This window comes from Streptomyces sp. NPDC057486 (assembly GCF_042802415.1).
GTDB lineage: Bacteria > Actinomycetota > Actinomycetes > Streptomycetales > Streptomycetaceae > Streptomyces > Streptomyces yanii.
On sequence record NZ_JBHVEE010000090.1, the window covers coordinates 15264 to 40811 of the forward strand.

Annotated in this window: 18 protein-coding genes; 8 read left to right on the forward strand and 10 right to left on the reverse strand. The window is 69.8% G+C overall.

Going from position 1 to position 25548, the window contains the following annotated elements; all coding sequences use genetic code 11:
* The first annotated feature begins 30 nt into the window (after positions 1–30).
* Positions 31–984 (forward strand): bifunctional riboflavin kinase/FAD synthetase, encoded by a 954-nt coding sequence (locus tag ACFU6I_RS32280; protein ID WP_384373049.1) that lies wholly within the window; start codon positions 31–33, stop codon positions 982–984.
* 71 nt (positions 985–1055) lie between these two features.
* Here ACFU6I_RS32280 and ACFU6I_RS32285 read toward each other — a convergent pair whose 3' ends face one another.
* From ACFU6I_RS32285 to eccE, 8 genes are all read right to left on the reverse strand, one after another.
* Positions 1056–2051, reverse strand: a complete 996-nt coding sequence (locus ACFU6I_RS32285; protein WP_384373051.1) for an oligopeptide/dipeptide ABC transporter ATP-binding protein — start codon at positions 2049–2051, stop codon at positions 1056–1058.
* Complete coding sequence (locus ACFU6I_RS32290; protein ID WP_384373053.1) at positions 2048–3076, reverse strand: ABC transporter ATP-binding protein; 1029 nt, start codon at positions 3074–3076, stop codon at positions 2048–2050. The genes ACFU6I_RS32285 and ACFU6I_RS32290 overlap by 4 nt, the downstream gene beginning before the upstream one ends.
* The gene (locus ACFU6I_RS32295) at positions 3073–4008 is read right to left on the reverse strand and encodes an ABC transporter permease (protein WP_384373056.1); all 936 of its coding nucleotides are present in this window, start codon (positions 4006–4008) and stop codon (positions 3073–3075) included. The genes ACFU6I_RS32290 and ACFU6I_RS32295 overlap by 4 nt, the downstream gene beginning before the upstream one ends.
* The gene (locus ACFU6I_RS32300) at positions 4005–5087 is read right to left on the reverse strand and encodes an ABC transporter permease (RefSeq protein ID WP_384373058.1); all 1083 of its coding nucleotides are present in this window, start codon (positions 5085–5087) and stop codon (positions 4005–4007) included. The genes ACFU6I_RS32295 and ACFU6I_RS32300 overlap by 4 nt, the downstream gene beginning before the upstream one ends.
* Positions 5088–5181: 94 nt before the next feature.
* Positions 5182–7059, reverse strand: a complete 1878-nt coding sequence (locus tag ACFU6I_RS32305; protein WP_384373060.1) for an ABC transporter substrate-binding protein — start codon at positions 7057–7059, stop codon at positions 5182–5184.
* A gap of 197 nt (positions 7060–7256) precedes the next feature.
* Positions 7257–9851 (reverse strand): SCO5717 family growth-regulating ATPase, encoded by a 2595-nt coding sequence (locus tag ACFU6I_RS32310; RefSeq protein ID WP_384373062.1) that lies wholly within the window; start codon positions 9849–9851, stop codon positions 7257–7259.
* 296 nt (positions 9852–10147) lie between these two features.
* Entirely contained in the window at positions 10148–10870 is a 723-nt protein-coding gene (locus ACFU6I_RS32315; protein ID WP_384373064.1) for a hypothetical protein, read from the reverse strand.
* A complete protein-coding gene (gene eccE / locus ACFU6I_RS32320; protein ID WP_384373080.1) occupies positions 10870–12231 on the reverse strand; it encodes a type VII secretion protein EccE in 1362 nt (453 codons plus the stop codon). Before eccE ends, ACFU6I_RS32315 begins: the two co-directional genes overlap by 1 nt.
* Positions 12232–12458: 227 nt before the next feature.
* Here eccE and eccB point away from each other — a divergent pair, with 227 nt between their 5' ends.
* The 4 genes from eccB (at position 12459) to ACFU6I_RS32340 (ending at position 16257) form a co-directional block, all read left to right on the forward strand.
* Positions 12459–14009, forward strand: a complete 1551-nt coding sequence (gene eccB, locus ACFU6I_RS32325) for a type VII secretion protein EccB (protein WP_384373066.1) — start codon at positions 12459–12461, stop codon at positions 14007–14009.
* Between the two features lie 46 nt (positions 14010–14055).
* A complete protein-coding gene (gene mycP, locus ACFU6I_RS32330) occupies positions 14056–15279 on the forward strand; it encodes a type VII secretion-associated serine protease mycosin (protein WP_384373068.1) in 1224 nt (407 codons plus the stop codon).
* Positions 15280–15546: 267 nt separating this feature from the next.
* Positions 15547–15897: a hypothetical protein gene (locus ACFU6I_RS32335; protein WP_384373070.1), complete on the forward strand. Its 351-nt coding sequence runs from the start codon at positions 15547–15549 to the stop codon at positions 15895–15897.
* Positions 15898–15948: 51 nt separating this feature from the next.
* Positions 15949–16257: a WXG100 family type VII secretion target gene (locus ACFU6I_RS32340; protein WP_384373072.1), complete on the forward strand. Its 309-nt coding sequence runs from the start codon at positions 15949–15951 to the stop codon at positions 16255–16257.
* Positions 16258–16324: 67 nt separating this feature from the next.
* On the opposite strand, the gene ACFU6I_RS32345 is transcribed toward ACFU6I_RS32340, so the two are convergent.
* Together ACFU6I_RS32345 and eccCa are read right to left on the reverse strand one after the other, a co-directional pair.
* A complete protein-coding gene (locus tag ACFU6I_RS32345) occupies positions 16325–16558 on the reverse strand; it encodes a DUF397 domain-containing protein (protein ID WP_384373074.1) in 234 nt (77 codons plus the stop codon).
* Between the two features lie 228 nt (positions 16559–16786).
* A complete protein-coding gene (gene eccCa / locus ACFU6I_RS32350; RefSeq protein ID WP_384373076.1) occupies positions 16787–20740 on the reverse strand; it encodes a type VII secretion protein EccCa in 3954 nt (1317 codons plus the stop codon).
* A 186-nt stretch (positions 20741–20926) separates the two neighbouring features.
* Between eccCa and eccD the strand changes: the two genes are divergently transcribed.
* From eccD to ACFU6I_RS32365, 3 genes are all read left to right on the forward strand, one after another.
* Complete coding sequence (gene eccD / locus ACFU6I_RS32355) at positions 20927–22402, forward strand: type VII secretion integral membrane protein EccD (protein WP_384373078.1); 1476 nt, start codon at positions 20927–20929, stop codon at positions 22400–22402.
* Between the two features lie 291 nt (positions 22403–22693).
* A complete protein-coding gene (gene rpsO, locus ACFU6I_RS32360) occupies positions 22694–22984 on the forward strand; it encodes a 30S ribosomal protein S15 (RefSeq protein WP_266980871.1) in 291 nt (96 codons plus the stop codon).
* 308 nt (positions 22985–23292) lie between these two features.
* Positions 23293–25506 carry a polyribonucleotide nucleotidyltransferase gene (locus tag ACFU6I_RS32365; RefSeq protein WP_266980869.1) on the forward strand — a complete coding sequence of 738 codons (2214 nt, stop codon included), beginning with the start codon at positions 23293–23295 and terminating at the stop codon, positions 25504–25506.
* The last annotated feature ends 42 nt before the right edge of the window (positions 25507–25548 follow it).

The following is a 25548-nucleotide window of genomic DNA, read 5'->3' on the forward strand; positions in this document are numbered from 1 at the left end:
GTACACAGGTTCGGGCGAGGAGCGGTCAGAGTGCAGCGCTGGCGTGGCTTGGAGGACATCCCCCAGGACTGGGGACGCAGCGTCGTCACCATCGGCTCCTACGACGGGGTGCACCGGGGGCACCAGCTGATCATCGGCAGAGCCGTCGACCGGGCGCGCGAGCTCGGCGTGCCGTCGGTCGTCGTGACCTTCGACCCGCACCCCAGCGAGGTCGTAAGGCCCGGCAGCCACCCGCCGCTGCTCGCCCCGCACCACCGGCGCGCGGAGCTGATGGCCGAGCTGGGCGTGGACGCGCTGCTGATCCTGCCGTTCACCACCGAGTTCTCGAAGCTGGCGCCCGCCGACTTCATCGTGAAGGTGCTGGTCGACAAGTTGCATGCGCAGCTCGTGATCGAGGGCCCCAACTTCCGGTTCGGTCACAGGGCCGCGGGGAACGTGCAGCTGCTCACCGAGTTCGGCGCGACGTACGACTACGGCGTCGAGGTCATCGATCTGGTTCTCAGCGGCGAGGCGGGCGGCGGCGAGCCGTTCTCCTCCACCCTCACTCGCAGGCTCGTTGCCGCGGGCGATGTGGCGGGCGCGGCCGAGGTCCTGGGCCGCCCGCACCGGGTCGAGGGCATCGTCGTCCGCGGCGCGCAGCGTGGCCGCGCACTGGGCTTCCCGACGGCGAACGTGGAGACCCTGCCGCACACCGCGATCCCCGCCGACGGCGTGTACGCGGGCTGGCTGAACGTGGGCGACGAGGCGATGCCCGCCGCGATCTCGGTCGGCACCAACCCGCAGTTCGACGGTACGGAGCGGACGGTCGAGGCGTACGCGATCGACCGCGTCGGCCTTGATCTGTACGGGCTCCATGTGTCCGTCGACTTCCTCGCGTACGTCCGCGGGATGCAGAAGTTCGATTCGATAGACGACCTGCTGGTGGCGATGGCCGCCGATGTGAAGCGGGCCGGCGAACTGACCGCGGTGAACGACCGCGGCTGACCTTCCTCGCGTACGCCTCCGGCCGGGACCGCTGCCCGCGGTCCCGGCCGGAGCCGTCCGGGGCGGGGGCGTCAGACTTCCACGCCCGCCGTCGCGTGCGCCCAGTGGCACGCCACCTGCGTCTCCCCGCTGCCCGCGAGCACCGGAAGATCCTTCGTACGGCAGGCATCCGCCACCCCCGCCCGCTCGGCCTCACCGGAAGCGAGGACCTGACAGCGGGCATGGAACCGGCAGCCGGACGGCACCTTGGTCGGGTCCGGCGGCTCGCCCGTGAGGATCACCGGATCGCCCTCGGCCTCCGGCAGCACGGACAGCAGTGCCCGGGTGTACGGATGCTGGGGAGCTGTGAGGATCTGCTCGACCTCGCCCGTCTCCACGATCCGGCCGAGATACATCACCGCGACCCGGTCGGCGATGTTCCACGCCAGCCCCAGGTCGTGCGTGACCACCAGTGCGGACAGTCCCAGTTCGTCCCTCAGCCGCAGCAGCAGGGCCAGGATCTCACCGCGCACCGAGGCGTCGAGCGAGGCCACGGGTTCGTCGGCAACGATGAGTTCCGGTTCCAGGACGAGGGCGCCCGCGATCACGACGCGCTGGCGCTGACCGCCCGACAGCTCGTGCGGATAGCGCAGGAAGAACCGCTCGGGAGGCCGCAGCCCCGCCCGGGACAGCGCCTCCGCGACCGCCGCCCGTTCATCACCCGCGTACCCGTGGATCCGCAACCCCTCCGCGACCGCGTCGTACACCGTGTGCCGCGGGTTGAGCGAGCCACTGGGGTCCTGCAGCACGAGCTGGACGCGCTTGCGGTACGCCTTGAGGGCACGGCCCGAGTAGGCGAGCGGCTTGCCGCCGAAGGCGACCCGGCCGGACGTCGGAGGGACGAGCCCCAGCAGGGAACGCGCCAGCGTCGTCTTGCCGCACCCGGACTCGCCGACCAGCGCGACGATCTCGCCCGGGCGGATGTCCAGGTCGACACCGTCCACCGCGCGCGCCGTCGCGGCTCCGCGCCGACCGGGGAAGGCGACCTTCAGTTCCTCCGCGCTCAGCAGGGGAGTGGGGGTGGTCATGTTGTGCTCCTTGCTTCCTCGGCACCCTGCCGGGGTGCGGCGCCGGCCGCCCCCTGCTCGACCAGCACACAGGCGGCCCGTCGCAGGGCATCCGACTCCCGCAGCTCCTGGTCCTGCGTGGTGCAGGAGTCCAGCGCCACCGGACAGCGCGGATGGAACGTGCAGCCGGTGGGCAGGGCCGACGGGTCAGGCGGATCGCCGGGCAGCCCTCGGGGCGCGAACCGGGACGCCGGGTCCCCGATGCGCGGGAACGCGCCCGACAGTGCCTTGCTGTACGGATGGTGCGCGTCCTCGTAGACCCGGGACGCGGGGCCCTCCTCCACGACCCGGCCCGCGTACATCACCGCGAGCCGGTCACAGGTGTCCGAGAGCACGGCCAGGTCATGGCTGATCATGATCAGACCCAGGTCCTGTTCGGACACCAGCTGCTCGATCAGGCGCAGGATCTGGGCCTGGATCATCACATCGAGGGCGGTCGTCGGCTCATCGGCGATGATCAGGCCCGGATCGCAGGCGAGCGCCATCGCGATCATCACGCGCTGTCGCTGCCCCCCGGAGAGCTCGTGCGGATAGGAGTCGGCGCGGGAGGCCGGCAGTCCCACCTGCTCCAGGAGTTCGCCGACCTTCTTCCTCGCCCCGGACGGGGTGGCCTTCCTGTGCAGCAGGATCGGCTCGGCGACCTGGTCCCCGATGCGGTGCACGGCGTTCAGCGAATGCATCGCGCCCTGGAACACGATCGAGGCACCTGCCCAGCGCACCGCCCTGACCTGGCCCCACTTCATGGAGAGGACGTCCTCGCCGTTCAGCAGGATCCGGCCGGAGACCTTCGTCCCGGCGGGCAGCAGGCGCAGCAGCGCCAGCGCCAGGGTGGATTTGCCGCAGCCCGACTCCCCGGCGATGCCGAGCTTCTGGCCCGCGTCGACGGTGAGGTTCACGCCGCGGACCGCGCGGGCACCGCCGGCGTACGTGACCGAGAGGTCGCGGACGTCCAGCAGGGGCGCTTTCTGTGTGCTCGGTGTATTCAACGGGCCACCCCCAATCTGGGGTTGAGGACGGACTCGATCGCGCGGCCGCACAGAGTGAACGAGAGGGCCACCAGGGCGATGGCGACACCGGGCGGTGCCAGGTACCACCAGTCGCCCGCGCTCACCGCGCCCGCCTCACGTGCGTCCTGGAGCATGCCGCCCCAGGAGGTGATGGTCGGGTCGCCGAGGCCGAGGAAGGCGAGCGTGGCCTCGGTGAGGATGGCGCTGGAGATCACGAGCGTGGTCTGCGCGAGCACCAGCGGCATCACGTTCGGCAGCACATGGCGGATCATGATGTGCCCGTGCCCGCCGCCCAGCGCGTGGGCGCGCTCGATGTACGGACGTGACTCCACGGCGAGCGTCTGGGCACGGACGAGCCGGGCCGTGGTCGGCCAGGTTGTGACGCCGATCGCGATGATGATCGTCCAGATGGAGCGGTCCATCACGGTGGCGAGCGCGATCGCGAGCACCAGCGTCGGCATCACCAGGAACCAGTCGGTGACCCGCATGAGCACGGTCGAGTACCAGCCGTGGAAGTGGCCCGCGACGATCCCGACGACCGTGCCGATCGCCACGCACAGGAACGCGGCGAGCAGTCCCACGGTGAGCGAGACGCGCGCACCCCACACCAGGAGTGCCAGGACGCTGCGTCCGAACTGGTCGGTACCGAGCGGGAATTCTCCGCTGGGCGACTCGAGTGCGCCGCCCGGTGCGGCGGTGACGCTCTGCGAGTCGGCGCCGGCCAGCGTGGGCGCGAACACGGCGATCAGCGCGATCAGGATGAGCCCGGCCAGCCCCCACAGGCCTCCCCGGTGCGTGCGGTACTCCCGCCAGAAGCGGGCCAGGGACTGGCGCTTGCGGGCCCGGGCCAGGGCGCGCGGGTTCGTGGTCACGCCCGCTTCGTTCTGCACGGGCAATGGTTCGGTCGTCATCGGCCCACCCGGGGATCGAGCAGCGGATACAGCACGTCGGCGAGGGTGTTCGCCAGGATCACCGCAGTGGCGAAGACGAAGAACAGTCCTTGGACGAGAGGGAGGTCGGGAACGCTGAGCCCCTGATAGAAGAGACCGCCGAGACCAGGCCAGGAGAACACCGTCTCGACCAGGATCTGGCCCGCCACGACATGCCCCAGGTTCACGAACATCAGTGTGAATGTCGGCAGCATCGCGTTCGGGACGGCGTGCTTGCGCCGTACGACATCGTCACGGAGCCCCTTTGCGCGGGCCGTCGTCAGATAGTCGCTGCCCATCTCGTCGAGGAGCGAGGAACGCATCACGAGGAGCGTCTGCGCGTAGCCGACCGCGACCAGTGTGATCACGGGAAGCACCAGGTGATGGGCGACATCGACGACGTACGCGAAGCCGGTCTCCCCTCCTGACTCCAGGCCCCCCGTCGGGAACATGCCGGGGATCGGGCCGATGCCCACCGAGAAGACGATGATGAGCAGCAGACCGAGCCAGAACGACGGCACCGAGTAGAGCGTGAGCGCGAAGGCGGTGTTGAAGCGGTCGCTGCGGGACCCGTTGCGCCAGGCCGTACGGGTGCCCAGCCAGATGCCGAGCGCCGTGTAGAGGACGTACGCCGTGCCGGTGAGCAGCAGCGTCGCCGGGAGCGCCTCGGTGATCTTGTCGATGACGGGGGCGTGGAACTGGAACGAGGTACCGAAGTCCCCGGTCAGCGCGTCACCCACGTAACTCGTGAACTGCTTCCAGAGCGGCTGGTCGAGGCCGAACTGGTGTCTGAGCGACTCCAGCTGCTCCGCGGAGACGCGGCGGCCGCCGGTCATCTGCTTCACAGGGTCGCTGGGGATGAGCCGGAATAGGAAGAAGCTGGTGACCAGAACGGCGAACAGTGAGACGACCGCTCCCGCGATCTTGGCCGCCACGTACTGGAGATAGGCCTTGGTGTTGCGCGCCCGTGGGCCGCGGGCGGCCGACGGCCCGGCCGGAGCCGGGCCGCCGGTGTCCGCATCCGCGTTCTGCACGAGCGCCGGAGTGCTGTCAGCTGTCATGGGGAACTCTCGTTACTCGTGCTGCACTTGGAGGGACCGGCAGGGAGGGTGTCGCGAACCCGTGCTGCCGGCCCCTCTCATCCCGTTCGCGTGATTATTCGCGGTCCTCCGCCGTGGTGCGGCGGCGACGCGTGATGAGGAACCCGCCACCGGCGAGCACCACCACGGCGACGACGATGCCGATGACGACACCGGTGGAGTTGCCACCGCTGTCACTGCCCGAACCGCTCTTGCCGTCGGCCGTCGGAACGGCCGACCACCAACTCCAGTACCCATCCTGGCCGTAGATGTTGCCGGCCGCCTCGGGCATGGTGGTGATGGACTTGATCTGGTCCGTCCGGTACGCCTCGACCGCGTTCGGGTACGCGATGATGTTCATGTACCCGGAGTCGTACAACCATGACTCCATCTGCTTCACGGTGTCCGCCCGCTTGACCGGGTCGTACTCGGCGAGCTGCTTCTTGTACAGGTCGTCGTACGTCTTGTCGCAGATGAAGTTGTCCGTGGCGGCGCTCTCCTTGGCCTTGGCGGGCAGGGCGGAGCAGGTGTGGATGCCGAGGACGAAGTCCGGGTCCGGGTTGACGGACCAGCCGTCGAACGCGAGGTCGTACTCACCGGCATACCAGGGCACGGAGACGTCGTCGAGGCAGTCCACCTTCAGCCCGATGCCGAGCTTGCCCCACCACTCCTTGAGGTACTTGCCGATCGCCTTGTCGTTGGGGTCCGTGGCATGGCAGAGGATGCGCAGGTCGAGCGGCTTGCCGTCCTTGCCGACACGCTGGTCGCCCTTGAGCTTGTAGCCCGCCTGGTCGAGCAGCTTGGCCGCCCGGGCCGGGTCGTACGCCAGCGTCTGACTGCCGGACGGCTGCCAGAAATAGTCCCCGTAGCGCGGCGGGATGTACCCCTGGCCCTCGACGGCGTGCCCCTGGAAGACCTTGTCGATGATGGTCTTGCGGTCGACCGAGAGGAAGAGCGCCTGACGCACCTTCTGGTCGAGCAGGGCCTTGTTGCCGTTGCCGAACTTCTTGCCGTCCTTGGTCTGCGCGCCCGGGTTGGTCGCCAGTGCGAAGAAACGGCGGCCCGGCCCCTCGTTGACCTTGATGTTCTTGTCGCCCTTGAGGGACGCGGCCTGGGCGGGCGTCAGCGCGGGGGCACCCGCGACGAAGGACACCTCACCCTTGCGCAGCGCGGCGACCGCGGCGTCCTGGTCCTTGTACGTCTTGAAGACCAGCTCGTCGAACTTGGGCGCACCGCGCCAGAAGTTCTTGTTGGCCTTGAGCTTCACATACTGGTCGACCTTGTAGTCGGTCAGGATGAACGGCCCGTTCCCCACGATGGGGAACTTCGTGTCGTTGTTGAACTTCGAGAAGTCCCCGACCTTCTCCCAGACGTGCTTGGGAACGATCGGTACATCGAGCGCGGCCATGGTGGCCTGCGGTTCCTTGAGCTCGATGACCAGCTTGTCCGGGCTGGGCGCGGTCACCTTCCTGAAGTTGGCGACGAAGCTGCCGTTCGCCGTGGCGGCGCCCTCGTCGGTCATCATCTTGTTGAAGGTCCACGCCGCGTCCTCGGCGGTGGCCTGCTGTCCGTCCGACCACTTGGAGTTGGACCGAATGGTGTACGTCCAGGTCAACTTGTCCGCGGACGGCTCCCACTTGGTGGCGAGCGCGGGGATCGTGTGGTTGTCCTTGGCGTCGTAGTTGGTGAGGAAGTCGTACATGAGCCGGTGGACGCTGGTGCTCATGAGCCGCTGAGCGAGGAACGGGCTCAGTGAGTCGACGCTCTGCGCGACCGCGACAGTCAGTGTCGTCTTGCCGTTGTCGGCGGCCTGTGCCTGCTGGGGCGCGGCGCCGAGGGGCATCCCCGGGACGATCGACCCCGCGGCCAGGGCAAGGGCCGCGGCACCGGAAGCCAGGAGGGTACGCAGACGTGAGCGTGGCTGAGCGGAGGGTGGTGGGACTCTTGTGACCATGGACAGGGACCTCGCGTCATGACTCGCACGGAGAAGGCGGGTTGATCTCTGGTTCGCCAGCTGGTGAAGCGAAGGTTTATCAGCGGTGGTCGAGCCGCGTCAACGGTGTGTCAAATGGCGTGTGGGCTGCAGGAATACGCAGAGGGCCCGCACCGTGGGAACGGTGCGGGCCCTCATTGGTTCAGACCTCTGATGCCTTACTGCTGAGGCGCTGGCGGCAGCTGCGGAGGCTGCTGCTGCCAGCCGTTCTGCTGTCCGCCGGGGCCCGGCTGGGGAGGGTACGGCTGCTGGGGCGGATACGGCTGCCCCGGACCCTGGGGGTGTTGCGGCTGCTGGGGCGGATACGGCTGACCCGGCTGCTGCGGTGCGTACTGCTGCTGACCGGGCATCTGGTGTCCGGGCATCGGCGGGGCGTACTGCGGCGGCGGGTTGCTGCCGTCCGAGGTCCACAGTCCCTGCTGCTGCTGGGCGCGCGCGAAGTCCTCGGCCACCATCGCGGAGAGGTTGAAGTACGCCTCACGCGTCTTCGGACGCATCATGTCGAGATCGACCTCGGCACCGGCCGACAGATGCTCGTCGAACGGGACGACGACCACGCCCCGGCAGCGCGTCTCGAAGTGTTGCACGATGTCATCGACCTTGATCATCTTGCCGGTCTCCCGGACCCCGGAGATGACGGTGATGGACCGTTGCACCAGATCCGCGTACCCGTGCGCCGAGAGCCAGTCCAGTGTGGTGGAGGCGCTGGACGCGCCGTCGACCGACGGGGTCGAGATGATGATCAGCTGATCAGCGAGGTCCAGCACGCCACGCATCGCGCTGTAGAGCAGACCGGTGCCCGAGTCGGTGAGGATGATCGGGTACTGCCGGCCGAGGACGTCGATCGCGCGCCGGTAGTCCTCGTCGTTGAAGGTCGTCGAGACCGCCGGGTCCACGTCGTTGGCGATGATCTCCAGGCCGGACGGCGCCTGCGAGGTGAAGCGGCGGATGTCCATGTACGAGTTGAGGTACGGGATCGCCTGGACCAGGTCACGGATGGTCGCCCCGGTCTCGCGGCGCACCCGGCGGCCGAGCGTACCGGCATCCGGGTTGGCGTCGATGGCGAGGATCTTGTCCTGCCGCTCGGTGGCCAGCGTCGCGCCGAGCGCGGTGGTCGTCGTGGTCTTCCCGACACCGCCCTTGAGGCTGATGACCGCGATCCGGTAGCAGGACAGCACGGGGGTACGGATCAGGTCGAGCTTGCGCTGCCGCTCGATCTCCTCCTTCTTGCTGCCCAGCTTGAAGCGGGATGCAGCGGACGGTGCGCGGCTGCTCTTCGCCTTCTGCTTGCCCCGGACCAGACGGTCGGAGGAGAGCTCCACGGCCGCCGTGTAGCCGAGCGGAGCACCCGGTACGGACCGCTCGCGCTGGTCATGCGTGACCGCCGTCGGCCAGGCCGCCCCGGTCCGCGGATCCACGGGTGTTCCCTGCGGCGGCTGCTGTTGCTGCGGCGGCTGCTGCTGGTGGGAGGGCGGCTGCGGGGCGACCGGCGTGGGCAGGTGGGGAGCACCCTGAACCGGCGGCTGGGGTGCCTGGGGCGCCTGGGGCGGCTGGAGCGCCTGGTGGGGCTGGGGCGCCTGGGGGAATCCGTAACCGCTCTGTGCTGCTTCCTGCCGTGCGGGCCACTGGGGTGCCTGGGGCGCCTGGGGGAATCCGTAACTGCCCTGCTGCGCTGGTGCTCCCTGAGCCGGCGGCTGCGGTGCGGGCAGCTGGGCGGGCTGCGGGTACTGCGGTGCCTGAGGCGGCTGCGGTGTCTGTGCAGCGTTCGGGAATCCGTAACCACCGGGCGCCTCGCTCGCCGGAGCGGGAGCCGGAGTCGTCGCGGGCCACTGCGGCGCCGGCTGGGGCGCGTTGGGCTGCGGAGTGGCGGGCTGGAAGGAGGGCGGCAGCGGCGGCAGGCCGCCTTGCGCGGGCGGCGCCGGGGCCCACGGCGTCGGGGCGGCGGGCGGCGTGGCGTCCTGAGGTGCCGGAGCCGGAGCGGCAGCAGCGGGCACGGAGTCGGCGGGTGTGTCGGACGGAGCGTCGGCGCCGTCATCCGGAGCGTCCTCGGCAACGGAGTCCGTACCGTTGTCGGCCTCCGCGTCCGAAGGCTGTGCGGCATCGGCCCGGCCGGGCTGATCGGGCTGCTCGGACCGGACGGAATCCGACGGTACGGAATCGGCGCCGCCCGTCACGTCCGTGTCCGTACCGACGGGGCCGTCACCGGAGGCTTCGGAGCCGGCACCGGAACCGACCCGCACCCCGTCCGCAGCCGCCAGTGCAGCTGCCTCCCGCTCCGCGATCTCGCGCTTCAGCGCGGCAGGTGAGAACCGCATGGTCGCGCCGCTCTCCACATCACCACCTCCGAACGGATCCGGCGCACCGTTCCCCGCGCCCTCCGCAGGGGAGGGCGAAGGAGCTGCGGCGGAAGCGACAGGAGGCGTCTGACCCACAGGGGCCACAGGGGCCACAGGGGCCACGGGGGCCGCAGGCGGAGCGGGCGCAGGCGCGGGCGGCGCCGGGGTCCAGTCGGGTTCGAAGCCGCCCCCGGCCGGCAGGCCGGGCGCGGACACAGGCGCCCCGCTGGGCGGCGGAGGTGGCGCCAGGTGCGTTCCGGCCCCGCCCGACGAGTCCCCCGACGCGTTCTGCGTGTACCAGGCGGGCGGGGTGTAGTCGATGGTGAACTCACCCGTCATCTCGGCGGGCTCCGCGTCGGACGACTCGTCGACGGGCCTGCTCCAGCCCCCTCGGATTTCGTCCCGATCGCTGTTCACTTTGCCTCCTGGTGTGGTCGAGCACCCTTGTGCCGTGGTGGGTGGGGGCGGCCGTTCCCGTATTCCGAACCGCCCGGCTCTCCCCCTCGGGGCGCGCATTGCCTGCCCGCAGGTCTTCTGCCGCGCCCGGACCCACCCTAATCGTCATCGGGCCCGCTCCGGCAGGCCGTAGGGCACCGTAAGGGCTGTCCCGTGCATCACTCACTGCCCTCAAGTGAACCGAGTGCGGCGGATTGTGAACGGCGAAGCGGTCAAACTTGTACATCTGCGTACGGAATTCCAAACTTTCCGTACGCTCAGTCCATCCGGCGCGCACTGCCCAGCAGTCCGCTCTCGGCATCGGTCGCCCGAGTCGTCACGAACTGCCGATCCCCCTTCCCGCACCAGAGGGTGACCCCGTCCGCCAGGGTCGACAGTGCCTGCGTCTCGGTCGCCGACAGGTGCGCGATTCGCCCGAACTGCGCTGCTTCATCGGGAGACACCCGCTGAATCCCCACCAGGGACGACTTCTCGATCAGCCGGGGCGCCACGGGACTCAGATACGGAAGCAGCGTCAGCACCGACTGCCAGGGACCGGCCGCCACGCGCCCGCGCGGCGGCCGCATGCCGCAGTCCCGCACCACGACCACCGGACTGCCGGCCGAGGCGCCCTGCGGCGGCACCCGCCCCACGTCGTGCAGCGAGATGCACGGCCGGCCGCCGCCGGCCGCCTGCGCGAGAGTCGTCCAGGCGTGGGCGCGACCGGTCTCCACCGCGATCCGGGCGCCGGTCGCCGCCGCCCGCAGCGCCAGCACCTGTGCCGTCCAAAGCCCGCCGATCAGCGTGACGTCGTACGGGGTCGGCCGGTTGAGGCCCAGCACGGCGGGCCGCCCTTCGGCGTCCACGCCGATCACGGTGCCGTCGTCGCCCACCGGAAGGGCCAGTGCTGCCAGTTGGTCGACGGAGACCGTGTGCCGCCCCCGTCGCGGTCCGATCAGCCCGAAGCCCAGCCGGGTGCGAGCACGGGTGGAGGACGACATCACCGCGTACCCCCGAGCGGCAGTGTGGCGAGCATGCCGGGCAGCTGCTCGCGGTCGAGCCGAACCAGTGAGGTCTTCACGCCGCGCGCGGTGCGTTCCAACTCGTGTCGTGCGGCCAGCAGTTCCTCGTCGCTGCGTCCGGTGATCCGGACGTGCCCCGCGATCGAGATCTCCTGTCGTGCGGTGTGACTCATCGTCAAACTGAAGGTCGTGGCAAGCGCCGGCATCGAGGTGAGCAGGGCGACCAGCTGAGGCATCGACGCGCCGCCGTTCCCCGCACCGCCCCCGCCGCCGGTGCCGAACTGCGGCCAGCGGCCCACCCAGTAGGTGGTGTGATGCCGGTCGTCGCAGCGCCAGGTCCGGGAGGTCTCCTCGGTGCGCCGTACCGGCGACCCGGTCCGGCTCGCCTGCGCCGTCGCCGTCCGGCTGACGCAGGCCGAGGTCGCGATCGCCGACGTCAACTCCTGCTCGGTCAGCACTGTCGCGCGGAATCCCGCCCCGGTCAGTCGGCTGGCCAGCTGGTCGGCGGCGCGCACCACGCACTTCTGCGCCCCTGTGATGCCGCCGCCGCGCGCCTGAACGGCCTCCGGGCAGAGCTCGGGGTCGAGCTTGAGTGCGATCCAGGTGATCCGGAGCGCGGGCGATCCCGTCTGCGCCTGCAGTGGCGTGTAGTTGCGCGCTGCGATGGACTGTGCGGGCAGATGCGGGGCGGGGGCGGGCTGGGTGTGCTGCACGATCTGCGCCGACTCCAGGCGGATGCCGTCGACGTGGAGCACATCCCCCACGAGCGCCAGGGGCAGCGGCCGCGCGGACCGGTCGGGCCGCAGCGCCGTGGTGTCCGACTCGATCTGCAGGACAGCTGTGACGAACGTACCGTCGCCGATCATGCCGACCGGCCGCCGGTCGCGATCGCTGAACGTGTAGGTACGCAGCGCCGGTTCGCACTCGACGACGGGAGCGATCCCCGGCTCGGTACCCGCGGGCAGCACCAGCGACGCGGCCCTGCGGGTGCGTGCGCGCAGGGCGAGCGCGGTGGCCAGCCACTCCGGCAGCGAACGGCGTCGCCTGCGGACGACGGCGAGCATCACCAGCAGAGCGGCGAACACGGTGGCCGGGATGAGCAGCACGGGTTCGACCACCCACGCGGCGAAGAGCAGCGCGGCCGCGATCTCGATCAACACGAGTTGTTGCAATCGGAACGAACCAATGTGCCCGGGGCATCCGTTCAGCCGCGGCACGGCCTGCCCGCCAGGGCCGTGGGCGCCTCGGTCCGGGACGCCGGAGGCTGCTGTTCCGGTGGTCCGGGGAGGACCGGAGGGCCGGGTGTCACCGGCCGGACGTGCCCGCGTTGCGGAACCCATCATTCCGGCATTCCCCCGTTCATAAGGCCCCCATTCGACCCGATCACCCCTGTCCCGCCGGGGGTTTTGGCGGCTGGATCAGCCTACCCGCCCCGCAGCCGCCCGCCATCGGCAGGCATAGTGGGGGCCGGTCCGGCAGCGAGGTCCGGCAACCGGGGTCCGGCACAGGGGTCGGCGGACGCGAACTCCCGGAGCCGCGCGGGGAGACACGGGAGACAGACGAACTCATGGCATCACGGCGGGATGAGCTCAACGCGTACACCTTTGCGAAGAGACGCACAGTGGCGGCATTCCTTCAACCCTCGCCCACCGGCACCGAGGAGGGCGCCCCGCGCCCGCTGCGCGCCGTCCTGCCGAGCATGGTGGTCGGGGCGCTGCTCCTCGCGGGCTTCGGCGCCTACGGCATGTTCAAGCCCACGGCACCCAAGGACTGGGACAAGCCCTTCGCCAAGGTGATCGTCGGCAAGAAGTCCACCACCCGCTACGTGGTGCTCACCACCGGCAAGGGCAAGAAGAAAAGGACCCTGCTGCATCCCGTACTGAACCTCGCTTCGGCCCGGCTGCTCCTCACCCCGCAGCAGTACGAGGTCATCCAGGTCCCCGACGAGATCCTCGACGCGGGCAAACCGCCGCGCGGACCGATCCTCGGCATCCCGTACGCCCCCGACCGGCTGCCCGAGGCGAAGGACGCGGGCACAGCGAAGCGGTGGGCGGTCTGCGTTCAGCCCGGCGGCAAGGGCAACACCGTGCAGAAGGCCGCCTTCGTCCTCGCCGAACGCGACAACGAGCTGACCGAAGGCCGAAGGCAGCTCAGCGGCGGCCAGGTGCTCTACGTCAAGGGCCAGACCGGCGCCCGCTACCTCGTCGACGCGAGCGGCACCAAGTACCGCATCGACGAGACCGCCGCCGACAACGGCCATCTGACCAGCGCGCTGGTCGGCAGCCGGCCTCCGCAGTCCGTCACCGACGACTGGCTGGCCACACTGCACGACGGCAGTCCGATCGTCTTCCCGCGGATCCCCGGCACGGTCGGCGCGCCCGCACACGTCCAGGGCCGGCTCTCCGCCCAGGAGAACCGGGTCGGCATGGTCCTCAGAACCAGGAACGGCGAAGGCATCGGCCATTACGTCGTGCTCGACGGCAGGATTCAGCCGATCTCCGCGTTCACCGCCTGGCTGCTGATCAACTCCCCGCAGACCGCGGGGCTGAACCTGGACAGCGAGGCACGCGCCGTCGGTCTGCAGGACTTCGTCCCCGACCGCGCGACCTTCGCCGGCCAGGCCGCGCACTGGCCGGCCCGCAAGGCCGAACAGGTGAACTCCGTGGAGGGCGGCAGCGGCGACCGGGACACCATCTGCAGCGTACTGCGCAGGGTGGACGACACGGGCCGTACGACCCTGAGCACCTGGGCGGGCACCTCGTACCCCGCCACTGTCGGCACCGGTGGCACCAGCACGTATGTCACCCCCGGCAGCGGTCTCCTCTATACCCCGGTCCGGGGGGCGCAGACGCGCCCCGACGGATCACTCTTCCTGGTGACCGACACCGGATTGCGGTACGCGGTACAGGCGAATGGCGACAGCGACGCCGCCCGCTCCGACATCGGAGCCGGCGGCCAGCAGAACCAGACGGACGGCCGCCCCGAGCCCAGCCAGGCGCAGATCAGGCTCGGATACGAAAAGGTGGCGCCCGTCCTCGTACCGATCGCCTGGTCCGAGTTCCTGTCCAAGGGGCCCCGGCTCGACACCAACAGCGCCCGTCAGCCCCAGGGCTCGTGACCGGGACAATCGCTCGGAGCCGGTGGAACTCGGGGGAGAGGAAAGAATGTTGTACCGGAAGACGGCCCTGCTGACGGCGTGCGGCGCCGCACTGGCCGCACTCGCGGCGCCGCACGCCGCATACGCCGCCGAAGACGCCCGGGGAACCGGCCGGCCGGCCCTGGACGGCAGCGGCGAATGCACGTTCCCGATGAAGAAGCAGTTCGTCGGCCGCCCCTGGTCGTTGCAGCGGGTCCTCCTCGACGAACTGTGGCAGGACACCAAGGGCAAGGGCGTCCGCGTCGCCGTCATCGACACCGGCGTCGACAACACCAACCCCCAGCTCCAGGACGCCGTCGACGCCTCCGCGGGCGCCGACTACCTGGAGGGCGGCAAGAGCGACGGCACGGTCGACGAGGTCGGCCACGGCACCAAGGTCGCCGGCATCATCGCCGCTCGCCCCCGCAAGGGCACCGGCTTCGTCGGACTCGCCCCCGAGGCCACGATCGTCCCGATCCGCCAGAACGACGAGAAGAACAGTGGCAGGGACACCACGATGGCCACCGCGATCGACCATGCGATCGCCGAAGGGGCCCAGGTCATCAACATCTCCCAGGACACCACGAAGCCCCTGACGCCCGCATCCGCGCTGGGCAGGGCAGTGGCCAGGGCGCTCCACCAGAACATCGTCGTGGTCGCTTCCGCGGGCAACGACGGCATGGACGGCAAGCTGCGGAGCACGTATCCGGCGGCCTTCGAGGGCGTCCTCGCCGTCGCCTCGTCCGACCGCAACAACGAACGCGCCCCCTTCTCCCAGGCCGGTGCGTTCGTCGGCGTCGCCGCACCGGGTGTCGACATCGTCTCCACCGTCCCCGGCTACGGCCAGTGCACCGACAACGGCACCAGCTTCTCCGCTCCGTACGTGGCCGGGGTCGCCGCCCTGATGCGCGCCAAGTACCCGAAATGGACGGCCGCCCAGATCGTCGCCCGGATCGAACAGACCGCTGAACGCTCCGTCAACGGCCATGACGACTTCGTCGGCTGGGGCGTCGTCGACCCGGTCCGTGCACTCTCCGGCGACGACACCCCGCAGGACGCCGCGACCCCGGACGCGGGACCGCCGAAGGCCCAGGCCCCCGACCCGGCACGGCTGTCGATGTCCGAGACCTCGCAGGAGCGCAGCGAGCGGTATGCGACGTACGCAGTGGTCCTGGCGGCCGTGCTGATCTCCGTGGTCGCCGGCATCGCGACCGTCGTCCGAGATCTCCGGCGACGGCGGGGTGTGCAGTGAGCGGAGAGCACACGTTCCGGTGAACTGACTCCACTCTCGGAAAGTGCAGTCGGTGGGAGGCGGTGAAGTGGCTAGGGTAGGAGTCGACTTCACGAATGTGACGGGGGAACGACACGTGGTCGCATCCGGTCCAGGGGCGCGGGGACACCGCCGTACCCCTCCCCGTCCCCGCGCTTCCCCGATTCCGCACCAGGAGTACTCGGGGCTGGAAGAAAGCCTGGCCGCACGATGCGGCCGGGACCGGGAACCGAGAGATTGGACCTCCGGATGACCAACCCTTCAGGCGGTTTCGGACTCGCCGACGATCCGATCACCCAGGCGAAGAACAAGATCATCGAAACCGCGGGAGCGGTGTCCAGGCAGTCCAGGGAGCTGGCCAACATCCTTGAGACGGCTGCCGTCGGATGGACCGGTGTCGGGGCGTCGGGATTCACTTCCGCACAGATCATGATCAACGAGGATCACGACCAGATCCGCCGGATGCTCAACGTCCTTCTGAACGCGGTGGGCGAGACCAAGAACCTCAGCAACGCCAACGACGAAGAGGTCCGTGCGGCCTTCGGCGCGGTCAAGGGGCAGGCGTCGCCCGTCAACACCTCCGGGCTGAACGGCGTCTGAACCACGCCGCAGCCGCCTTCCGCACACCAGCCGAGCACCGAGGAGCAGACAATGACCGGACATGACTCGAACACCAAGGTCAGGTACGAGAGCGTCCAGGAGATGGCGAACCGCATCCGTGCGGTCTCGAAGAACATCGTCAAGGACCTGCAGGAGATGAACGCCGCGCTGAAGGTCGTCACCGACACCTGGGACGGCGAGGCCCACCGGGAGTATGTGGCCCTCCAGCACAAGTACAGGGGCAGGGCCGATGACATGAAGGACCGGCTGGAGGAGGTCGCGAAGATCATCGAGAACGGCAAGGACCACTACCGCGCCACTGACCTCAAGTCCTCGCGCGCGTTCACCGAGGCGTACTGACCGCGCACCACACACGGAGAAGGGGCACACCCACCGGAGCAGCCCCTTCCCCTGTCCGTACGGAGTCCTAGGTCAGGTCGAATTCGCCGTCCCGCGCGCCCAGGACGAAGGCCCGCCACTCGGCCTCCGTGTACCGCAGCACCGTCTCCGGATCCAGCGAGGACCGCATCGCCACTGCCCCGCCCGGCAGATGAGCGATCTCGACGCGCTCCTCAACGTCTTCCGTACCGGGGGCACTCAGCCACTCCACCCCCGAGATGTCGAGTGCGTACAGCTCGTCCTTCTCCGCTTGTGTGCCCATCAGGTGCCTTCCCTCTCCCACGGCGGTACGTTGCGTCGCCCGCGTGCAGACTATCGCCGCTCCCACGCCCCACCGGCCGGTATGGACAGCCTCCGTACCGCAGTGCTAGTGCCTTGACCGGCAAAGCTTGCCGGGAGGGGCACTGGTGCTGCGACCGGCCTGCACGCAACCTCACCGGAGCACGCGTGCGAACCGGGTGCGGTTGCCCGCGGCGTGGCCCCCGTCGCTTCAGCGCAGCTCCGGCAGCCGTCCGATCTGCACCAGCGGGTTCCCCCGCCGCCGCGAGGCGAAGCAACCGCGTCCCGGTGGCATCGCATGCCCGCGCACCGAACCGATCAGATCGCCCTCGGACGGATCGCCGGACAGCACCACGCCCTGCGCCCCCAGCTCCTTGATGCGCTGCATGAACGACTCGTACATCGCCCGCGACGCCCCGGCCGAGTTGCGCGCGATGACGAACCGGACACCCGTGTCCCGTGCGAAAGGCAGATACTCCGCCAGCGGGGCCAGCGGATTGCCCGCGTTCGTCGCCACCAGGTCGTAGTCGTCGACGATGACGAAGATCTGCGGCCCGGTCCACCAGCTGCGGTCGCGCAACTGCTGCGGCGTGACATCCGTCGGCGGCTGCCGCCGAGCGAACACGCCGGCCAGCGCCTCCATATGCATCTGCATCGAGCTCGCCATCGGCGCGTACTCCAGCAGATGGCTCTCCGGCAACGCACCCAGCAGGGCCCGCCGGTAGTCGCCGACGACGAGCTTCGCCTCGTCCGGGGAGTAGCGCTCCGAGATCTGCTTGGCGATCAGCCGCAGCAGGTTCGTCTTCCCCGATTCGCTCTCGCCGAAGACCAGGAAGAACGGATCCGTCTCGAAATCGACGAACACCGGCTCCAGATCGGTCTCGTCGATCCCGATCGCGATGCCCCGCTGCGGGAACTCGAAGCCCTTCGGCAGCTGGTCGGCAGGCAGCTTGCGCGGCAGCACGCGCACGGCAGGGGCCGCCGACCCCGCCCAGTTCGTCTTCACCGTCTCGACGAACGCCGCCGCACCGTCGGCGAGATCGGCAGCGCTGCTGCTGGAGTCGATACGCGGCAGCGCCCCCATGAAGTGCAGCTTCTCCGGCACCTGACCACGGCCCGGGACGCCCTGCGGCACGTTCACCGCGACCTTGCGGTCGAACTCGGAGTCCATGACATCGCCGAGCCGCAGTTCGAGCCGCCCGAGGATCTGGTCCTTCAGCGCGGCCCGCACCTCCATGTACCGGGCGGCCGTGATGACGACGTGGATGCCGTACCCGAGACCGCGCGCGGCGATGTCCGTGACGACCTGCTCCAGCATCTCGTACTCGGCCCGGAAGCCACCCCAGCCGTCGACGACCAGGAAGACGTCGCCCCAGGCCTCACCGGGGAGTTCGCCGAGGGCCCGTTTGCGCCGGTAGGTGGCGATGGAGTCGATGGAGTGCGCGCGGAAGAGCTCCTCGCGCCTGTTCAGTACGCCGGCGACCTCCGCGACCGTACGCCGTACCCGCTCCGGGTCCAGCCGCGAGGCCACCCCGCCGACATGCGGCAGCTCCGCAAGCGACACCATGCCGCCGCCACCGAAGTCGAGCCCGTAGAACTGCACTTCCCGCGGGGTGTGGGTCAGCGCGAACGACGAGATCAGCGTGCGCACCAGCGTCGACTTGCCGGACTGCGGACCGCCGACGACCAGCATGTGGCCCGCCGCTCCCGAGAAGTCCCGGTGCAGCACCTCGCGCCGCTGCTCGAAGGGCTTGTCGATCAGCCCGAGCGGAACGGTCAGCCCGCCAGGCGTGTACTCCGTCGAGGTGAATCCTCGCTCCGCGGTCGGTGCGAGCCCCGGCAGCAGCTGATCCAGCGTCGGCGCCCGGTCCAGCGGCGGCAGCCACACCTGATGGGCGGGCACCCCCTGACCCTCGAGACGCCGCACGATCACATCGAGCACCGTGTCCGCGAGCGCGTCGTCCTCCGCCCTCGTGCGCGCGGCCACCACATGCGCCGGATCCGGCGCGGCGTACACCACCGGCACCGGCAGCGCGCTGAACACCGCGGGCCGCCGCTCGATCGGCAGCGTCCCCACGGACAGGTCGGGACCACCTGTGCGGTACGTCCCGGACACGTACGCCGCCTTGAACCGGGTCATCTCGTCCGTACCGAACGTGAGATAGCCGGAGCCCGGCACCGACGGCAGGTGATACGCGTCGGGTACCCCCAGCGCCGTACGGGACTCGGCGGCCGAGAAGGTCCGCAGACCGATCCGGTACGAGAGATAGGTGTCGAGCCCGCGCAGCTTGCCCTCCTCCAGACGCTGCGAGGCGAGCAGGAGATGCACACCCAGCGACCGGCCGATGCGGCCGATCTGGATGAACATGTCGATGAAGTCCGGCTTGGCGGTCAGCAGTTCGCTGAACTCGTCGATGACCAGGACCAGAGAGGCCAGCGGCTCCAGAGCCGCTCCCGCCGCGCGCGCCTTCTCGTAGTCGTGGATGTTGGCGTGGTTGCCGGCCGAGCGCAGCAGTTCCTGCCGGCGCTGCAGCTCACCGCGGATCGCGTCACCCATGCGGTCCACGAGCGTCAGATCGTCCGCCAGATTGGTGATGACCGCCGCCACGTGCGGCAGGTGCGACATCCCGGCGAACGTCGCACCGCCCTTGAAGTCCGCCAGCACGAAGTTGAGTGTCTCCGAGGAGTGCGTGACCGCGAGCCCCAGCACCACTGTCCGCAGCAGCTCCGACTTGCCGGACCCCGTCGCCCCGACACACAGCCCGTGCGGACCCATGCCCTCCTGCGCGGCCTCCTTCAGGTCCAGCATCACCGGCCGACCGTCCTCGCCGACCCCGATCGGTACCCGCAGCCGCTCCGAGACCGACCGAGGCCGCCAGGTGCGTGCCACGTCGACCGACCCCGCGTCGCCGAGGTTCAGCAGATCCGTGAAGTCCAGGTTGGCGAGCAGCGGTTCGTCGTCGCCCCCGCCCATCCGCAGGGGCGCCAGCTGCCGGGCCAGCGCCTCCGCCTCCGGGAGCGACATCCCGTCCGGAACACCCTCGTACGCCAGACCCGCCCCCGACTCCAGGCGCAGCAGCCCGGGCCGCACCACCACGGAAAGACCGCCGCGCGGCTCGTCGAGCTCGGCGGACACCAGCTCGACGATCGTCACGCCCTGCAGCCCCTCGGCCGCAGCGAACAGCGAGTCCGGTGGCACCGTCCCACCGTCGAGCACCACTACGACATGCGGCCGGTCCAGAAGCGGCCGGCTCTCCCGGCCGAACCGCGGCCGACCCTCCAGCCTGCTCGCCAACAGCTTTTCCAACTCGTTCAGATCATCGCTGAACAGCCGCTTCGTGCCGGCCCCGTCGATCTGCCCCGGAACCTGGACATGCGGAAGCCACTTCGTCCAGTCCCAGCGCGCCACCGCACCCGGCGCCGCCACCACGGCAACCAGCAGATCCTCGGGGGAGTGCAGCGTCACCAGCTGCGCGACCATCGCGCGCGCCGCCGACTGCGCCGCCTCGGGCTGACCGGAGACCGTCACGTGGTAGAACGCCCGCATCGACACGGCCATCGGCAGCCCGTCCAACGACCCGTGCACCGCGAGGAACCGCTGCATCGCCCCCGCGCACACCGGTTCCAGCTCATCCACCGGAGCCGTGTCCGGAGCGACCAGCGGAGTCGACAGCTGCTGTGCCCCGAGGCCGACCCGCACCTGCCCGAAGTCCTTGTCCCCGACCCGTCGTTCCCACACCCGGCTGCCCTCGGCGACCACCGACCACAACTGCTCGGGGGCGGGCTGCAGATACAGCTGTGCGTCACGCTGGGCGCGTGCGGTCCGACGCACCGCACGCCGCGTCTGCGCCAAGTGTTTGAGGTAGTCGCGCCGCACATCCGCCATTTGCCCCTGCGTACCGCGGCGGTACCGGACCAGCTGCGCGACCACCATTCCGACGGTCGAGACAAGCATCAGAACCCCCATGATCCGCATGAACGGAGGGGCCTGCGGAGAGAAGAAGAAGACCACCGACGACCCCATGCCGAGCACCGGCAGGATCTGCATCAGCATGCCCTCCTGCTGACCGCGCGGCAGCTCGGGAGGGGCCTCCAACGTCAATGCGTCCGTGGGCAGTTCCGGCGGCAGTGACCGCGGAGCTCGCTTCACGACGATCTGGCTCACCGGAACACCAATCCCTCGGAACGGACGGGCGGAAGGCCGACCGGACCGGCGCCGGACCCCCCGTGGCTGGCTCTGCGCGCGAACGTCCCTCCGCGCGACGGCGATCCTACTTGCCGATGACCTTCGTCCCTCCCGGTAGTGTGGCGCGCGCACTGTGCGCAACCGCGAATCAGGGGGACCAGACACGTGAGTACGACTGCAGCGACGGGCTTCTGCCGGGTCACTGTCGTGGCGCCCGACAGCCGTATCGATGTCGCTCTTCCGGTGGACATCGCCGCCGCCGACGTCTACCCGGAGATCCTCCGGCTCACCGGTCAGACCCAGCCGGTCGGTACCCCGGCCGGCTACCACCTCGTACGCCGCGACGGGACCGTCCTCGACGGCGCGCGCACCCTTGCCGCCCAGCAGGTGCTCGACGGTGAACTCCTCAGCCTTCGCCCGTTCGCACAGTCGCTGCCCCCCGCCGTCTTCGACGACGTCTCGGACGCCGTCGCCTCGGCCGTCACCCGCGACCGGCACCTGTGGAGCGACGAACTGCTGCACGGCGCCGGTCTGGTGGGCGGCGTCCTGCTCCTCGTGCTGATGGGTTTCGTCCTCTGGTTCGCCGACCCCCTCCGGCACGACATGCACAGCCTGCCCGGCATCATCGCGGGCTGCGCCGGACTGCTGCTGACCGCGTACGCGGGGGTACGCGCCCGGGTCTACGCGGACCGCGCCACCGCCGTCGCCCTCGGCATCGGCGCCCTGCCCCTCGTGCTCATCGGGGGCTCCGGCATCATCGGCCCGGACGCCGGCCAGGGCAGCGGCCGTCTCCAGTTCCTGCTCGGCTGCGTCGCCGTGCTCATCGCCTCGGTCGTGCTCGTCGCCCTCATTCCCAGCGGCGACGCCCCGTTCGTCGCGACGACCTTCCTCGCCACCGTCGGCACCCTCGCCACCTTCGTGGCGATCCTCACCGAGTCCTCCGCCACCGGGACCGCCGCGGTCTGCGCCCCGGTCGCCCTCGGACTCGTCGCCTTCCTGCCCGGTCTCTCCGCCCGCTTCGCCCGGCTGCCCATCGGCTACGCGTCGCCGCGCACCGCCCCCGCCGGATACGACGACGCCTTCGCCGACCCGAACACCGTCCCCGAGGGCGTCCCCGTCGACGCCGACCGCATCGCGGCCCAGGCCCGCCGGGGTCACGAGATGCTGCTCGGCCTGGTCGGCGGCTGCGCCGCGGTCGTCGTCGGGTCCGCTGCCGTCCTCGGATTCTCCGACAACATCTGGGGACAGTTCCTCGCTCTCGCCACCGGCCTCGCGATGCTGCTGCGCGCCCGTCTCTTCCGCTACACGTCACAGGTGGTCTGCGCTCTGGTGGCGGGCATCGGCGCGATCGCCCTGCTGATCCTCGGCCTCTGCCTGAACCCGCCGGCCGACCTGCTGTACGAGCTGGCCCGCTACGGCGACCGCGGCTCCTTGGACATCCGTACGATCTGGCTCTCCGCCGCCGTGGCCGCAGGCGCCACCTTGCTCACCGCGATCGGCCTGATCATTCCGCGCAAGGGACTCTCCCCGTTCTGGGGCCGCCTCCTCGACCTCGCGGAGGGCGCCCTTCTCCTCTCCCTGGTCCCGCTCTGCCTGGCCGTACTGGACATCTTCGCCAGAGCCAGGGCCCTGACCGGCTAGTGCTGCGACCGGAGAGGTTTGCCCCGGGGCAAGGCCTGCCGGGGGGACACTGGACCAAGCCCGTCCCGTGACCGAGGACACCGTGCGCCGGGGCGCCTCCAGGGGCCACGAACCCCCGGGCAGCCCGGCTCCGTCGGCCTGGTACGCTGTGTGACGGCCGTTTGTGTACGCGCCCCCGGATCATCCTGAGGGCTGCGCTCATCGGACCTTCGCCCCCGAGTAACGGAAGACCCCCTGAGATCAAGACCAGGGGCACTCGCGGGCGCATCGAACATCAAAGAGGAGTACCGCGTGTCGCTCGACGCCGCTACGAAGAAGCAGATCATGTCCGAGTTCGCCACCAAGGAGGGTGACACCGGTTCCCCCGAGGTCCAGGTGGCCATGCTCTCCCGCCGGATCTCGGACCTGACGGAGCACCTCAAGGTCCACAAGCACGACCACCACTCCCGTCGTGGTCTGCTGATCCTGGTTGGTCAGCGTCGCCGCCTCCTGCAGTACCTGGCCAAGAAGGACATCCAGCGCTTCCGTGCCCTGGTCGACCGCCTCGGCATCCGCCGCGGTGCGGCCGGCGGCGCCAAGTAAGACGCCGTGAAGGGAGCGGTTCCCACGACTGAGGGAGCCGCTCCCTTTGCTGTATGCACGGGACGTGTCCGGCTCGCCCGGACGACCGGAATGCCAAGCTGAGCCGATTCTCAGTAACCTGGTCCCAGGACGTCCTACAGACGAGTGAGAAGCAGCCTCCCCGCCGCCGGTCCTCGGTAGTGGCCCCCGGACACTGCAACCCGGGTGCTTCGATCGAAGACCGGCCCGCCGATGGAGGGCTTCTCCGCACCGTCCCCCGCCACACGGGCGTGGGGGCGAGAAGACGATATGTATCGGAGAAAACGCTAGTGGAGAACGAGACCCACTACGCCGAGGCCGTTATCGACAACGGAACCTTCGGCACCCGCACCATCCGCTTCGAGACGGGCCGCCTGGCCAAGCAGGCCGCCGGCTCCGCCGTTGCGTACCTGGACGACGACACCATGGTGCTGTCGGCCACCACCGCGTCGAAGAAGCCCAAGGACCAGCTGGACTTCTTCCCCCTCACGGTCGACGTCGAGGAGCGGCAGTACGCCGCCGGCAAGATCCCCGGCTCCTTCTTCCGCCGCGAGGGCCGCCCCTCCGAGGACGCCATCCTCACCTGCCGCCTGATCGACCGGCCCCTGCGCCCCTCCTTCAAGAAGGGCCTGCGCAACGAGATCCAGATCGTCGAGACGATCATGGCGCTCAACCCCGACCACCTGTACGACGTGGTCGCGATCAACGCCGCCTCCTGCTCCACGCAGCTGGCGGGCCTGCCCTTCTCCGGCCCGATCGGTGGCACCCGTGTCGCCCTGATCAAGGGCCAGTGGGTCGCCTTCCCGACGCACACCGAGCTCGAGGACGCCGTCTTCGACATGGTCGTCGCCGGTCGCGTCCTCGAGGACGGCGACGTCGCGATCATGATGGTCGAGGCCGAGGCCACCGAGAAGACCATCCAGCTCGTCAAGGACGGTGCCGAGGCCCCGACCGAAGAGATCGTCGCCGCCGGTCTCGAGGCCGCGAAGCCGTTCATCAAGGTCCTGTGCAAGGCCCAGTCGGACCTCGCCGCCAAGGCTGCCAAGCCCACCGGCGACTTCCCGGTCTTCCTCGACTACCAGGACGACGTCCTGGAGGCGCTCACCGCCGCCGTCAGCACCGAGCTCGCCAAGGCGCTCACCATCGCCGGCAAGCAGGAGCGCGAGGCGGAGCTGGACCGCATCAAGGAGATCGCCGGCGAGAAGCTGCTCCCGCAGTTCGAGGGCCGCGAGAAGGAGATCTCCGGTGCCTACCGCGCGCTGACCAAGAAGCTGGTCCGCGAGCGCGTCATCAAGGACAAGGTCCGCATCGACGGCCGTGGCGTCACGGACATCCGTACGCTCGCCGCCGAGGTCGAGGCCATCCCGCGCGTGCACGGCTCGGCGCTGTTCGAGCGTGGCGAGACCCAGATCCTGGGCGTCACCACGCTCAACATGCTCCGCATGGAGCAGCAGCTGGACACCCTCTCCCCGGTGACCCGCAAGCGCTACATGCACAACTACAACTTCCCGCCGTACTCCGTCGGTGAGACCGGCCGCGTGGGCTCGCCCAAGCGCCGCGAGATCGGCCACGGTGCGCTCGCCGAGCGCGCCATCGTGCCGGTGCTGCCGTCGCGCGAGGAGTTCCCCTACGCGATCCGTCAGGTCTCCGAGGCGCTGGGCTCCAACGGCTCGACGTCCATGGGCTCGGTCTGCGCCTCCACCATGTCGCTGCTGAACGCAGGTGTGCCGCTCAAGGCCGCCGTCGCCGGTATCGCCATGGGGCTGATCTCCCAGGAGATCGACGGCAAGACCCACTACGTCGCCCTGACCGACATCCTCGGTGCCGAGGACGCGTTCGGTGACATGGACTTCAAGGTCGCCGGTACGAAGCAGTTCGTCACCGCGCTCCAGCTCGACACCAAGCTCGACGGCATCCCCGCCTCGGTCCTGGCCGCCGCGCTGAAGCAGGCCCGTGACGCCCGCCTCCACATCCTCGATGTGATGAACGAGGCCATCGACGTCCCGGACGAGATGTCCCCGAACGCCCCGCGGATCATCACGGTCAAGATCCCGGTGGACAAGATCGGTGAGGTCATCGGCCCCAAGGGCAAGATGATCAACCAGATCCAGGAGGACACCGGCGCCGACATCACGATCGAGGACGACGGCACCATTTACATCGGTGCCCAGCAGGGCTCGCAGGCCGAGGCCGCCCGCGCCACGATCAACGCGATCGCCAACCCGACCATGCCGGAGGTCGGCGAGCGTTACCTGGGTACGGTCGTCAAGACCACCACCTTCGGTGCGTTCGTCTCCCTCATGCCGGGCAAGGACGGCCTGCTGCACATCTCGCAGATCCGCAAGCTCGCCGGTGGCAAGCGTGTGGAGAACGTCGAGGACGTAGTCGCGGTCGGAGCCAAGGTCCAGGTCGAGATCGCCGAGATCGACTCCCGCGGCAAGCTCTCCCTCATCCCCGTGATCGAGGGCGAAGAGGACGAGAAGAAGGACGACGCCGCCAAGTGACGTCCCGTAGTTCCGTGACGACGGCCCGCGCCTCCTCCGAGG

What these genes read in the sequence shown, in the direction of transcription:
- ACFU6I_RS32285 (WP_384373051.1), bottom strand. Translation starts at nt 2,051, where the DNA reads ATGACCACCCCCACTCCCCTGCTGAGCGCGGAGGAACTGAAGGTCGCC.
- ACFU6I_RS32295 (WP_384373056.1), bottom strand. Translation starts at nt 4,008, where the DNA reads ATGACGACCGAACCATTGCCCGTGCAGAACGAAGCGGGCGTGACCACG.
- ACFU6I_RS32300 (WP_384373058.1), bottom strand. Translation starts at nt 5,087, where the DNA reads ATGACAGCTGACAGCACTCCGGCGCTCGTGCAGAACGCGGATGCGGAC.
- ACFU6I_RS32305 (WP_384373060.1), bottom strand. Translation starts at nt 7,059, where the DNA reads ATGGTCACAAGAGTCCCACCACCCTCCGCTCAGCCACGCTCACGTCTG.
- ACFU6I_RS32315 (WP_384373064.1), bottom strand. Translation starts at nt 10,870, where the DNA reads ATGTCGTCCTCCACCCGTGCTCGCACCCGGCTGGGCTTCGGGCTGATC.
- eccE (WP_384373080.1), bottom strand. Translation starts at nt 12,231, where the DNA reads ATGGGTTCCGCAACGCGGGCACGTCCGGCCGGTGACACCCGGCCCTCC.
- eccB (WP_384373066.1), top strand. Translation starts at nt 12,459, where the DNA reads ATGGCATCACGGCGGGATGAGCTCAACGCGTACACCTTTGCGAAGAGA.
- mycP (WP_384373068.1), top strand. Translation starts at nt 14,056, where the DNA reads ATGTTGTACCGGAAGACGGCCCTGCTGACGGCGTGCGGCGCCGCACTG.
- ACFU6I_RS32335 (WP_384373070.1), top strand. Translation starts at nt 15,547, where the DNA reads ATGACCAACCCTTCAGGCGGTTTCGGACTCGCCGACGATCCGATCACC.
- ACFU6I_RS32340 (WP_384373072.1), top strand. Translation starts at nt 15,949, where the DNA reads ATGACCGGACATGACTCGAACACCAAGGTCAGGTACGAGAGCGTCCAG.
- ACFU6I_RS32345 (WP_384373074.1), bottom strand. Translation starts at nt 16,558, where the DNA reads ATGGGCACACAAGCGGAGAAGGACGAGCTGTACGCACTCGACATCTCG.